This window comes from Acinetobacter sp. AOR01_HL, assembly GCF_027855455.1.
GTDB classification, from domain to species: domain Bacteria; phylum Pseudomonadota; class Gammaproteobacteria; order Pseudomonadales; family Moraxellaceae; genus Acinetobacter; species Acinetobacter baumannii.
In genome coordinates, this window is the sequence record NZ_JAKTIM010000021.1 from 43,463 (window position 1) to 56,104 (window position 12,642).

11 protein-coding genes and 1 tRNA gene are annotated in these 12,642 nt (G+C 38.2%); 6 read left to right on the plus strand and 6 right to left on the minus strand.

Translation table 11 applies throughout. The annotated features are described in order from the left end of the window. Nucleotides 1-12 precede the first annotated feature (12 nt). Together MKL62_RS07715 and MKL62_RS07720 are read right to left on the minus strand one after the other, a co-directional pair. Nucleotides 13-85, minus strand: a tRNA-Arg gene (locus MKL62_RS07715). A 76-nt stretch (nucleotides 86-161) separates the two neighbouring features. Further along, complete coding sequence (locus MKL62_RS07720) at nucleotides 162-1,517, minus strand: amino acid permease (protein ID WP_002016863.1); 1,356 nt, start codon at nucleotides 1,515-1,517, stop codon at nucleotides 162-164. A 377-nt stretch (nucleotides 1,518-1,894) separates the two neighbouring features. On the opposite strand from MKL62_RS07720, the gene prpF reads away from it, so the two are divergent. The 3 genes from prpF (at nucleotide 1,895) to MKL62_RS07735 (ending at nucleotide 4,580) form a co-directional block, all read left to right on the plus strand. Continuing rightward, the gene (gene prpF / locus MKL62_RS07725; protein ID WP_005127999.1) at nucleotides 1,895-3,082 is read left to right on the plus strand and encodes a 2-methylaconitate cis-trans isomerase PrpF; all 1,188 of its coding nucleotides are present in this window, start codon (nucleotides 1,895-1,897) and stop codon (nucleotides 3,080-3,082) included. Between the two features lie 158 nt (nucleotides 3,083-3,240). Then, nucleotides 3,241-4,152, plus strand: coding sequence for a polyprenyl synthetase family protein (locus MKL62_RS07730; protein WP_000097109.1), 912 nt, complete (start codon nucleotides 3,241-3,243; stop codon nucleotides 4,150-4,152). 59 nt (nucleotides 4,153-4,211) lie between these two features. After that, nucleotides 4,212-4,580, plus strand: a complete 369-nt coding sequence (locus tag MKL62_RS07735; RefSeq protein WP_001012947.1) for an MmcQ/YjbR family DNA-binding protein — start codon at nucleotides 4,212-4,214, stop codon at nucleotides 4,578-4,580. A 68-nt stretch (nucleotides 4,581-4,648) separates the two neighbouring features. Here MKL62_RS07735 and MKL62_RS07740 read toward each other — a convergent pair whose 3' ends face one another. The 4 genes from MKL62_RS07740 to MKL62_RS07755 all read right to left on the minus strand — a co-directional run bounded on the left by MKL62_RS07740 (nucleotide 4,649) and on the right by MKL62_RS07755 (nucleotide 7,710). After that, on the minus strand, nucleotides 4,649-5,503 hold the full coding sequence (locus tag MKL62_RS07740) for an SPFH domain-containing protein (protein WP_001143941.1): 855 nt from the start codon (nucleotides 5,501-5,503) through the stop codon (nucleotides 4,649-4,651). Nucleotides 5,504-5,531: 28 nt separating this feature from the next. After that, nucleotides 5,532-5,993: an NfeD family protein gene (locus MKL62_RS07745; RefSeq protein ID WP_000397559.1), complete on the minus strand. Its 462-nt coding sequence runs from the start codon at nucleotides 5,991-5,993 to the stop codon at nucleotides 5,532-5,534. A 105-nt stretch (nucleotides 5,994-6,098) separates the two neighbouring features. Continuing rightward, the gene (locus tag MKL62_RS07750) at nucleotides 6,099-7,016 is read right to left on the minus strand and encodes a patatin-like phospholipase family protein (protein WP_000684973.1); all 918 of its coding nucleotides are present in this window, start codon (nucleotides 7,014-7,016) and stop codon (nucleotides 6,099-6,101) included. A 67-nt stretch (nucleotides 7,017-7,083) separates the two neighbouring features. Continuing rightward, on the minus strand, nucleotides 7,084-7,710 hold the full coding sequence (locus tag MKL62_RS07755; RefSeq protein ID WP_000434847.1) for a lysophospholipid acyltransferase family protein: 627 nt from the start codon (nucleotides 7,708-7,710) through the stop codon (nucleotides 7,084-7,086). Between the two features lie 127 nt (nucleotides 7,711-7,837). Between MKL62_RS07755 and MKL62_RS07760 the strand changes: the two genes are divergently transcribed. The 3 genes from MKL62_RS07760 to MKL62_RS07770 form a co-directional block, all read left to right on the plus strand. After that, entirely contained in the window at nucleotides 7,838-9,085 is a 1,248-nt protein-coding gene (locus tag MKL62_RS07760; RefSeq protein WP_033522913.1) for an MFS transporter, read from the plus strand. 545 nt (nucleotides 9,086-9,630) lie between these two features. After that, nucleotides 9,631-10,935 (plus strand): DcaP family trimeric outer membrane transporter, encoded by a 1,305-nt coding sequence (locus MKL62_RS07765; protein WP_000362908.1) that lies wholly within the window; start codon nucleotides 9,631-9,633, stop codon nucleotides 10,933-10,935. A gap of 180 nt (nucleotides 10,936-11,115) precedes the next feature. Then, a partial coding sequence (locus MKL62_RS07770; protein WP_270899755.1) for a phosphoethanolamine transferase occupies nucleotides 11,116-12,642 on the plus strand: 1,527 nt, incomplete at its 3' end.

Here is a 12,642-nt window from a genome sequence, read left to right on the forward strand (position 1 = left end):
TCACTAAAAGTGTGCGCCCTGCGGGACTCGAACCCACGTCGGTCGCTTAGGAGGCAACTGCTCTATCCAGTTAAGCTAAGGGCGCATAATTTTCTGATTATAAACAAAAAAGCCATTGCCGAGGCAATGACTTTTTATAGTTTTAAGTACAAGCTGTTAGATTACTGTTCTTTGGCATTGAGTACTTTAAACAAAATAAACATGAGAACGATCCAAATAGGAATCATCATCACTGATTCTTTAAAGCCTTGACTCCACATAATGTAGAGTACTACAGCAATAAAACCTAAAACCAAATAGTTACTAAACGGTGCCCAAAGTGCAGGAAAGTGAGTTTTTTGACCGAGTTTTTTCATTGCTGATTTAAACTTAAGGTGAGTCATACTGATCATCGCCCAGTTCAATACCAGTGCTCCAACAACAATGTACATTAAGTGGCTTAAAGCATCTTCTGGTACAAAGTAATTTAAAAGAACACAGCCAAAAATGAGTAATGCCGATAGCAAAACTGCTGGTACAGGTACACCTTGTTTATTTACTTTCTTGAAAATTTTTGGTGCATTGCCTTGTTGAGCTAAACCGTAAAGCATACGGCTATTTGCAAACATCCCACTGTTATAAACAGAGAGAGCGGCGGTTAAAATAATAAAGTTCAGTAAGTGTGCAGCCCAACCAATACCCATTTGACTAAAAATCATAACAAATGGACTTTTATCGAGTCCGCCTAGATCTAATTGGTTCCACGGCACTAATGAAAGTAAGATCGCTAGTGAACCGATATAGAAAATCAAGATACGGAAAACAACTTGGTTAATTGCTTTTGGAATGGTTTTTTTCGGATCTTTTGCTTCTGCCGCGGCCATACCAATTAGTTCAATACCACCAAAGGCGAACATCAAGAAAGCCAACATATAGAAGAGGCCACTAAAGCCATTTGGAAAAAATCCACCATGAGACCAAAGGTTACTAAACGAAATGCTTGAACCTACATCTGCTGTAAATAGCAAATAAAGGCCAAAAACAATCATAGAGATAACCGCAGCAACTTTAATAATAGCGAGCCAGAATTCGGACTCACCATAAAATTTGACGTTTGTTAGGTTAATTGCCGTAATCACGACAAAGAAAAATAAGACAGAAGTCCATGCTGGAATATGAGGCCACCAGTAATTAATATATTTGGCTACCGCGGTGAGTTCACTCATCGCAACCAAAACATAGAGCATCCAATAATTCCATCCAGCTAAAAATCCGGGAAATTTCCCCCAGTATTTATACGCAAAATGGCTGAACGATCCTGCAACAGGTTCTTCAACAATCATTTCTCCCAGGTGGCGCATAATTAAAAAAGCAATTAAGCCACCAATGGCATATCCTAAAATAATGGATGGTCCCGCAGATTGAATCACTTGCGCCGAGCCTAAAAATAATCCGGTACCAATTGCTCCACCCATAGCAATTAATTGGATATGTCGATTTTTTAGTCCTCGTTGAAGTGTAGAAGATTCGTTGGTCAAAGGTCTTCACTCACAATGAATAAGTAAATTATTCTAATAGATGGATTTATTTTAGCCTAGACTACAATTGAACAAGGGATGACTGTAAAGTAACTATAAAAAATATTTAAAATCATAAACTTGCTTTTAATCGTGTTAAATTGGTTGAAAAATATTCCAAAAATATATTTTTTGATAGACTTTTTTTCTTATGATTTTGCTTTATTCGGTCATTGCAGGTATGAATTGAAATTTCCAAAATAAACCCGCGTCAATACGATTGATGTATAAGTACAGTGCTATCTCTTGATCATAAAACGATTTAAGATGAAGCGAATGACTAAACAAGTCTGCTTGTTTTGAGATATAAAAACACAATAGTAAGGATAACAGTTGATATGAGCTTCGTACCGCAAATTAAAATTCCAGCAACTTACATGCGTGGTGGAACCAGTAAAGGTGTATTCTTTAAACTTGATGATTTGCCGGAAAAAGCTCAAGTTGCAGGTCAAGCAAGAGATCAACTCTTGCTACGTGTCATTGGTAGCCCAGACCCTTATGGAAAACAAATTGATGGAATGGGTGGAGCGACCTCGAGTACCAGTAAAACCGTTATTCTCGCTAAAAGTACACAGCCAGATCATGATGTCGACTATTTGTTTGGGCAGGTTTCAATTGATCAAGCTTTTGTAGATTGGAGTGGTAACTGCGGTAATTTGACAGCTGCGGTTGGTTCATTTGCGATTTCAAATGGTTTGGTTGATGCCGACCGTATTCCTGAAAATGGCCTCTGTACTGTTCGAATTTGGCAAAAAAATATTCAAAAAACTATTATTGCGCATGTACCTATCACCAAGGGCCAAGTTCAAGAAACCGGAGACTTTGAACTAGATGGGGTAACTTTTCCTGCCGCTGAAGTTCAAATTGAGTTTTTAGACCCTGCCGATGATGGTGAAGAGGGCGGTGATATGTTCCCGACAGGGAATGTTGTTGACCAATTAGATGTTCCAGAAATTGGTAGTTTTCAAGCGACATTTATTAATGCTGGTATTCCAACCATTTTCTTAAATGCAGAAGATTTAGGCTACGAAGGTACTGAATTACAAGATCATATTAATGGTGATGCAGCAGCATTAGCACGTTTTGAAAAAATTCGTGCCTATGGTGCAGTTCAGATGGGCTTAATTAAAGATATTTCAGAAGCAGCCGCACGTCAGCACACACCAAAAATTGCTTTTGTCTCTAAACCAAAAAATTACACAGCTTCAAGCGGTAAAAACGTTTCAGAGAACGATGTCGACTTACTCGTTCGAGCTTTGTCGATGGGCAAACTTCACCATGCCATGATGGGAACAGCAGCGGTGGCAATTGGTACAGCGGCTGCGATTCCAGGCACTTTAGTAAATTTAGCGGCTGGCGGCGGAGAGCGTGAAGCAGTACGTTTTGGACATCCATCTGGAACATTACGTGTTGGTGCCCAAGCTGAACTTACAAATGGCCAATGGGTAGTGAAAAAAGCCATTATGAGTCGTAGTGCGCGTGTGTTAATGGAAGGTTGGGTACGCATTCCGGGTGACAGTTTCTAAAAGTCATTTAAATGAAAAGCCTCTCTACCCTAGAGAGGCTTTTTACTTCTGACATCCATAACTCATCACGCACTTTTTACAGTGAATCGTGTATGATGTAGCACATGAATGTTTCATCACATTCAATAAAATTTCTCTACTGATTTTACGAGGCGACTGTGTCATCACTCTCTCAAGTTAATGCGGATGTTTTAAAACAAGCTCAACAACGTATTCAACAAGATTTATTGACGACACTGGCTGCATTCTCAATTCCCGAACCTTTAAAAAGCGCTGTACACCATGCAGTTATGCTCGGTGGAAAACGTGTGCGTCCGGCTTTGTGTTACGCTACAGCTTCTTTACAAGATAATCCAAATTTTGCGGCTGCTCGCCGTGCTGCGGTTGCTGTTGAACTCATCCATTGTTATTCCTTAGCACATGATGACCTGCCTTGTATGGACAATGATTTGCTTCGCCGTGGTCAGCCAACGTGTCATGTTGCATTTGGTGAAGATACCGCGTTACTTGCGGGTGACATTTTACAATCAATGGCTTTTGAAGTTTTAGGCAGCCGTTTGTTTGATGAGCAAGGGCAGGGAACGGATGCTGCAATTGTCTTAAAGCAAATTCAAATTTTAGCTACCGCTAGTTCTAAAATGGTTTGTGGACAGGTTTTAGACTTACAAGCCGAAGCTAAGCAAATTTCTCAAGACGAACTAGAGAATATTCACCGTAATAAAACGGGTGCGCTTATTCAGGCTGCTATTATGATGGGGGCAGTGACAATTTTCCCGGGAACTGATCAGGCAATTCCAAAACTACGTCAATACGGACAAGCGATTGGACTGGCTTTTCAGGTCCAAGATGATATTTTGGATATTACGTCGAGCACTGAAACTTTAGGCAAAACCGCTGGTAAAGACGAACAAGTACAAAAATCGACTTATCCTGCTCTAATGGGACTAGAGCAAGCACAGATTTATGCCAAAGAATTGCATGATCAAGCTTTCGAAGCTTTAGCGCATTTCGGTGAAAATGCAAAAGAATTAGTTGAGATTTCACAATTCCTGTTAGCTCGTACTAATTAATAAAAACATAAATCAATCTTCCTACTTCTATTCAGACTTAATGAATACAGGAGAAAAGAATGAATGGTGAACAGCTTCATCAACTCGCAATAGAGGCGGCGCGTAATCTCCCTTTTAGTGAGCAAACTCATCCATTTGGTCCAGAGTATGAAGTTTTTAAAATTTTAGAAAAAATGTTTATGCTGACAGTGGAAGTGTCTGGCGTAAAAATGATTAATGTCAAATGTGACCCTTATAAAAGTCAGGAATATCAGGAACTCTATCCATTTATTATTCCCGGCTATCACATGAATAAAAAACACTGGATTTCGATTAAACCGCATAAAAATTTAACAAGCGATTTTCTCCGAGATTTAATTCGCGACTCTTATGACTTGGTCGTAAAAAAGCTTCCTTTGAAAGATCAGAAAAGATTAAAAAACCAATAATATAAAAGAAAAAACGGCGACATGATTGTCGCCGTTTTGATTTCAATGGCTTATTTGAAGCAATTAAATTAATTATGCTTCCCCATAATGCCACGTATGGTATTTAAAACATCGGCAGGTAACACAACAGTTTTAGCATTGCTTGATTTCGCCATATCTTGCATTGCTTTGACGTACTGTTCACCTAACAGGTAAGCAACAGGAATTTCTTTATCACCTACGGCACTTGTTACCATTTCAATCGCTTTTTGAGAAGCTTCTGCTAAAACAACCTGCGCTTCGGCATCACGGCGAGATGCTTCTAAACGACCATCTGCTTCTAAAATTGCAGCTTGTTTCTCACCATCAGCTTTGGTAACTGTAGCACGACGTTGACGTTCAGCAGCGGCTTGAGCTTCCATGGCAGCTTGCATGGTGGAAGATGGCTGAATATCTTGAATTTCTACTGTTTTTAAGGTGATCCCCCAATCTGAAATATCATCAGAAATCGCAGCTTTTAGTTTTGCTTTAATGTGATCTCGTGAAGATAGAGCATCATCTAGATCCATTTCACCGACAATTGAACGTAGTGAAGTCTGTACAAGGTTTTGAATGGCCCATGTATAGTTTTCAATACCGTACACTGCTTTTTCAGGTGTAGTCAGATTGATATACGCCACGGCATTCATGAGTAATACAGCATTGTCACGGGTAATGACTTCTTGTGATGGAATATCAAGCACAATATCTTTAGTGGTGACTTTATAGGCCACGTCATCGATATAAGGAATAACGAAGTTAAGCCCTGGGTTAAGCGTAGAATGATATTTTCCTAAACGCTGAACAATCCATTTATAACCTTGAGGAACAATACGTACCCCTTTAAAAATGGTAACAGCAACAAAAGCCAAAAAGGCTAAAACAATAATAGTACCAACTGGCATGAAAATAACCTCTCTTTATCTTTAATGTTTATGAAGTGCTGTGGGGCTGAACAATTAAGTCATTACCCGAAATATCAATGACTCGAACCCGATCACCGACCTTAACAGGGGTGGTGCTTCGGCAGTTCCATTCATCGGCCCCTAAAATAGGCATAGGGAAACGAACAATAATTTGGTCATGAGCAAGTTCGGTCTGAATCACCATACCAATTTGCCCAATAGTCGCTTCTCGAGGTAAACCTGCTTTAGTTTTATCAATAGATAAAGGCTTAATAAATTTAAACCAGAGAAGGGTACATAGCACCGATAACACAATCCACAGCACTATTTGAGTAGTAAGGCTGATATCTGGAAATAACCAATAGAGAAAGCAAACCATTATGGCTGCAATACCAAACCAGAGAGCGGCAAAGGCAGGGAGAATCAGCTCAGAAAGAATAAGTAAGATACCCAATACAAACCAATGCCAAGGTTCTACAACAAACTCCATAGATCTGCTCTTTTATATGTCTTTATGATGGGTAAAAGTGATTTCATATCACTTTTACCACTGTAGCAGATGATGGAGAGTGTGGATAGAAAAAAACCACCTCAATTAAAATTTAGGACGTGGTGCAGGCTTAAATGCGGCTGGAGATTTTTTGAAATTTGCAATTGCAGTTTCAATTTGGCGAATTTGACCTTGAGCAGCTTTTTCGCCTTCTAAAATAGCTTCATTACTTGATTTTAAATCGAGTGTACCTAAGTGCCCAACTTTAGGCTGAATCACTACGTTAGCTTGCTTTAACTCTTCATTAATACTTTGTTGACCCATAATATTAATAGTTTGATCAAGCAATCCCCACATATTCGCAGGTCGGTTTCCTGCCGGACGTGCAGAAATATCAACTGCAATCACAATATCAGCACCCATATCACGTGCTGTTTTGACCGGAATTGGGCTAACCAATCCGCCATCTACATATTTCTGCTTACCAATGGTTGCTGGTACAAACACATTTGGAATACTGCATGATGCACGAACAGCTTGTCCTGCATTACCTTTAATAAAGTCTGCTTTTTGGCCATTATCAAGACGAGTTGCTACCGCTGCAAAACGAATTGGGAATTTCTCAATAGGCTTGTTACCCACGTTACGGTTAACATAGTCCTGTAGCTTTTGCCCAAGAATAATACCTTGGCGATTCAGGGTTAAATCGCGGATATCAGACTCTTGCAATTTGAGCGCAAGATTTTGGAGTTGATAAGGTGTTTGTCCACTGGCATAGATACTGCCTACGAAGCTACCGGCACTTGTACCCGTAACAATTTTCGGTTTAATACCATGTGATTCTAAAACTTTGATAACACCAATATGTGAAAATCCTTTTGCTCCACCGCCACCCAATGCAAGTGCGATCACTGGTTCGCGCGCTTTAACTGAAGTGGTCGGTGTTGGTGTTTTGCTGAACTTATCACAGCCAAATAGGGCTAAAGAGATAAATCCGATACTGGCAAATTGAGCAATTTTCATCTTCGAAAAACAATCTATGGCAAGATAAATTAAGATGGCCCATCAGACCAGATTCGTTCAAATTTTGCTAGGTTTTTTTCACAAGATTTTGTAAAGGCTCTGCAAGCCAATTACGATTTTTCGGTGATATTTTTCCTTCATAACGTTCAAAAATCTTGGCGAGATCTTCATCATAATTTCCGCTTGGAGTTAAATAACCTAAGCAGTGAATAGTCTTACGGTCATAATCAAAAGAAAACATCACAATAGGAATATTGGCTTTTGCAGCAATATGGTAAAAACCACTCTTCATTTTTTTTGCTTTTTTACGTGTGCCTTCTGGCGCCATTCCAATCCAGATCTTGTCATACTGTTGGATAGTCGCAACGACTTGTTCAGTCAGACCATTGGCCGAGTCACGTTTTACAGGAATAACGCCCGCCCAATCTAAAACCCGTTTAAAAGGTGGCTTAAATAAACTGTCTTTACCTAGTACCGTAATTTGAATACCGAGTCCAAAAATGGCAAGAAAACCATACCAGCCATCAATATTGGAGGTGTGGGGAGAAATAATGGCTACAGCTTTAGGAAAGTTGGGAACTTCACCTTCTATAGTCCAGCCTTGTGCCAAAAAGAGTTTTTTAAATAATGCTCGACTTAAAGCATTACCACGTTGGGGAACCTGAGACGGTAGATTAGGGAAATGTTGTTCCATATTTTTAAGTTTTAAATCATCCTTTGTTTTATCTTAATCTTTTGAAATCTGCGCTTCATTGGCAAAATGTAAGACCACGCATGGTATTTCATGTTATTACCGCACAAATAAATAAAAGTAGGTATATATGTTCCGACAGCAAAATCTTTATCTTTTGCTCTTTTCCTTATATTGGGCACAAGGTTTGCCTGTAGGTTTTATAACGCATGCCTTACCTGTCATATTAAGAGCTCAAGGTGTATCTCTTGCCCATATTGGTGGTTTTGGGCTGCTCATGTTGCCTTGGTCAATCAAAATATTTTGGGCGCCGTGGGTAGATCGACATGCCATCTCGCATTTAGGTCACTATCGTAGCTGGATTTTACCTGCTCAGTTTTTGACGGTGGGTGTACTTTGTATTTTATCTTTTTTCCCTATACAAGTTTTAGATCAGCCTCTTTATCTCTTTATATTTTTTATTACGCTGTTATTTATGAACTTAACAGGCGCAACTCAAGATATCGCGACCGATGCTTTAGCGGTCAATTTATTGCAACACGATCAGCAACATTGGGGAAATACTTTTCAAGTTGTAGGTTCACGACTTGGTTTTATTGTGGGCGGGGGAGCCGTGTTATGGTGCCTAGACTGGTTATCATGGCAGCCGACTTTTCTATTATTAGCCGCTTTAGTCTTTATTAATACCTTACCTATTTTACTATTTAAAGAGCCATCTCATACTTCTCATTCACCTCATCAATATAGCCAACCAAGTCTAGTTACAAAGATTAAAGCTTACTTGGGGTACTTCTCTCAAAATAAGGAACTTCGTTCTTGGTTAATGGTACTCATCACTTTTAAAGTGGCAGATGGCTTAGCTGGGCCGTTACTCAAACCCTTAATGGTTGATATGGGATTAAGTTTTACCCAAATTGGTGTTTACATCACTATGCTAGGCGCTGTAGCTGCTTTAGTGGGAGCATTTATTGCAGGATGGGTATTAAAGTATTTTTCTAGGCCAACTACATTAATTAGTTTTTCAATATTAAAAATCATGAGTTTAGGTGCGTATGTTTATTTGGCCTATGCTTATGAACAAAAGATAAAAATAGATGCATGGCTTATCTATGCCGTAAATGCCCTGGAAGATGCTTTTGCTGCCATGCTACTAGTTGTGATGTTAACTTTGGTTATGCATTACAGTCGAAAAAACTATGCGGGTACCGATTTTACTTTTCAGGTTTCAGTCATGGCGACAGTCAGTGGTGGTCTTTACAGCTTTAGTGGAGTCATTGCAGATGCGCTTGGTTATTTCCATTATTTGATAGCTATTGTCAGTATTGCGGTACTCTTTTTAATTCCTATTTACTTATGGAAAGTTGCCAAAACTGTATAAAAAATAACTTTAAGTAGATGAAATAAAGAGACTTAAATATAACTAAGCTGCACTAAAAAATCATACTTATATTTTTAGCCAATCTTTTAAAAATGTATATTTTTGGCTATTTAAATGGCTTATTAATTGTGCCATCTTGTTTGGAAAGCAAAAGGAAGTTGCAAGGAGAAAAGTGGATGCAAATAACAAGAAAAATCATGTGAATCAAATAAGACTGGTAAAAAAATATTCATTTAGATTGGATATTAGCCTAAAGTCTAAAAAAGAATAATGAAATAATGATTTAATCATTATATAAGATAAGAGAGTTGTGTAGGATTCGTTACAACATGAAGTTAAGGTAAAGGTTCTGTAAACCAAAAAGTAAATGCTGATTCTTTTGGACCGGAATTTTTAATCTTACCCAGCGTTAAAATTGGTTTTGATTGCGGTAATAAAATTAATGCAATCAAATTTGGAGGATGGTTGATTCTTTAGTGCTTAATGGTCACACGAATCAACTTGGCATGGACAGGCAGCATAAAATATATTTTTAGGAGTCTTTGATGGATCTATTCCTTAATCGTAAATCGTTTGTTGTTAAAAGTTTAGCTATTACAGTAACAGCTTTAATGATGAGTGGGGCAAATGCGGCAACTTCTGATAAAGAGGAAATTCGAAAGCTTCGTCAAGAAGTTGAAGCATTAAAAGCATTAGTTCAAGAACAACGTCAAGTACAGCAACAACAGCAACAAGTACAGCAGCAACAGCAAGTACAGTTAGCTGAAGTAAAAGCGCAACCTCAACCTGTGGCAGCACCTGCTTCTCCATTAGCAGGATTTAAGTCTAAAGCTGGCGCTGATGTGAACCTTTATGGTTTTGTTCGTGGCGATGCTAACTATATTATTGAAGGTGCAGATAACGACTTTGGTGATGTAAGTAAGTCAGACGGTAAAACACATGATAAATTACGTGCGACTGCTAAAACAACACGCCTAGGTTTAGATTTTAATACACCTGTTGGAGACGACAAAGTTGGTGGTAAAATCGAAGTCGATTTTGCTGGTTCAACCACAGATTCAAATGGTTCATTGCGTATTCGCCATGCTTATTTAACTTATAACAACTGGTTGTTTGGTCAAACGACTTCAAACTTCTTATCTAACCATGCACCAGAAATGATCGACTTCTCGACAAACATTGGTGGTGGTACTAAACGTGTACCTCAAGTACGCTATAACTACAAACTAGGCCCAACTACACAATTATTTGTTTCTGCTGAAAAAGGTGATAGTACTACTTCGGTAACAGGTGATAGTATTAAGTATAGCCTACCAGCATTAACTGCTAAAATCACTCAAGGCTATGCAGAAGGCAGAGGTTCTGCTTCAGCTCGTGTTCTTGTAGAAAATTATAAATCACAACTTGCTGATGATGATAAAACTGGTTGGGGCGTTGCAGTTGGTACTGACTTTAAAGTGTCTGATCCTTTAAAACTCTTTGCTGACGCATCATATGTTGTGGGTGATAATAGTTACTTGTATGGTAGTAACTCTCCATACGCAGTAGATGGGAATTCTATTGAGCAAAATGAATTTGTAGCAGTACAAGTGGGTGGAACTTATAAGATTTTACCTAACTTACGTTCTACTTTAGCGTATGGTGCTCAGTTCTCTGATGATGGCACTGATTATGCGAGATTAAATGCCTCTGCAAATGAAAAAGTTCAACAAGCATGGATCAACTTTATCTATACGCCAGTTAAACCAATTGATTTAGGCGTTGAGTATGTCAACGGTAAGCGTGATACCTTTGCTGGTAAGTCTTACAAAGATAACCGTGTTGGTTTAATGGCTAAATATAGTTTCTAATAACGATTTTTAGCTAAAAATAGAAAAGACGAGGTTAAACTTAACCTCGTTTTTTTTATTTGTTAAATTTAAAAAATAATAATGAAATAAGGCCTCTAAATTAGATCATTTTTTATTTAAGTCATTTTTAAGTTTCAATTTCTACATTAAAGCATCATAAAAAGATTGTAGTCACTCACGATGCTGAATTTTTTTTCAACATTAAGAAATAAACAGATTTCTCTGTTTATGTTTAATCTCATTATAGCCATTTGGCTAGGTGCAATTTTAAATATTGGTTTTTATCATCAAGTCCATACTTTAACTCCATATTTTGGAGTAAAGGCTATTTTGTTTTTAGTTGCTACTCTCGTAATTCTTGTTGGTACCTATTATGCGGTTTTACAAATCTTAAATTGGAAATGGACTGCCAAAATCTTTGCAATTTTATTGATATTTATTGGTGGCTTTAGCTCTTATTTTGTAAACACATTGGGTGTCATTATTTCACCCGACCAAATTCAAAATATGGTGCAGACCGATGTTTCGGAAGTTACCGATCTAATCTCTTTACGCTTTGTTTTATGGACAATTTTTTTTGTTATTTTACCCATTTTTTTAATTACTCAAGTTAAATTTAAACAAGAAAAAGTATCACGGTTGTTATTGAAGAAAGTATTCTCACTGGTAGCTTCATTTGCAGTGGTCGGTGTTTTACTTTTTACCTACTATGTCGATTTCGCTGCAATATTTCGTGAACATCGTGATTTAAAAGGGATGATTTCACCGCAAAATAGTATTTCATCGCTTATGTCTTACTATCATAAGAAGGCTCCGAAGAAAAATCTGCCTCTTGTGATATATGGACAAGATGCTCATCAAGTTCGGCGAGTACAAAAGAACCTCCCTAAGTTAATGATACTTGTTGTCGGTGAAACGGCACGTGCCGAAAGTTTCTCTCTAAATGGGTATGCAAAAAATACGAATCCGGAGCTTTCTAAACAAGATATTTTCAACTTTTCGCAAGTGAGCTCATGCGGTACGGCGACAGCTGTTTCTGTGCCATGTATGTTCTCGGGTATGCCACGTGTAGATTATGATGAGCAATTAGCTAGTCACCGCGAAGGTTTACTAGATATTGCAAAACGTGCGGGTTACCAAGTGACTTGGATTGATAATAACTCGGGTTGTAAAGGTGCATGTGATCGTGTTGAACAATACCAAATTCCAGAAAACTTAAAGAAAAAATGGTGTAAAGATGGCGAATGTTATGATGACATTCTCATTGACAGCTTAAAGCAGTATTTGTCTACTATTGCCAAAGATGATGATCGCCCACGTTTGATTGTTTTGCATCAGGTGGGTAGTCACGGGCCTGCATATTACAAGCGTGCACCTGAGGCATATCAACCCTTTAAACCCACTTGTGATACGAATGCGATACAGGGCTGTTCGCAAACCGAATTGCTAAATAGTTATGATAATACAATCGTATATACAGACCATGTATTAAGCCAAATGATTAATACTCTAAAAGAAATATCAAAATATCAGACAGGTTTATGGTATTTATCTGATCATGGCGAATCAACCGGAGAACATGGTTTATATTTACATGGTTCACCTTATGCAATCGCACCGAGCCAACAAACACATGTACCAATGATTATGTGGTTCTCTGAAAGTTGGAAACAACATAATCTTGCTCAAGTGAATTGTTTAAGCCAA

Excerpts from the sequence above, each read along its gene's own strand:
- prpF (WP_005127999.1), top strand. The coding sequence starts at position 1,895 with ATGAGCTTCGTACCGCAAATTAAAATTCCAGCAACTTACATGCGTGGT.
- MKL62_RS07740 (WP_001143941.1), bottom strand. The coding sequence starts at position 5,503 with ATGCCAGTTGGTACTATTATTGTTTTAGCCTTTTTGGCTTTTGTTGCT.
- MKL62_RS07745 (WP_000397559.1), bottom strand. The coding sequence starts at position 5,993 with ATGGAGTTTGTTGTAGAACCTTGGCATTGGTTTGTATTGGGTATCTTA.
- MKL62_RS07750 (WP_000684973.1), bottom strand. The coding sequence starts at position 7,016 with ATGAAAATTGCTCAATTTGCCAGTATCGGATTTATCTCTTTAGCCCTA.
- MKL62_RS07760 (WP_033522913.1), top strand. The coding sequence starts at position 7,838 with ATGTTCCGACAGCAAAATCTTTATCTTTTGCTCTTTTCCTTATATTGG.
- MKL62_RS07755 (WP_000434847.1), bottom strand. The coding sequence starts at position 7,710 with ATGGAACAACATTTCCCTAATCTACCGTCTCAGGTTCCCCAACGTGGT.
- MKL62_RS07735 (WP_001012947.1), top strand. The coding sequence starts at position 4,212 with ATGAATGGTGAACAGCTTCATCAACTCGCAATAGAGGCGGCGCGTAAT.
- MKL62_RS07765 (WP_000362908.1), top strand. The coding sequence starts at position 9,631 with ATGGATCTATTCCTTAATCGTAAATCGTTTGTTGTTAAAAGTTTAGCT.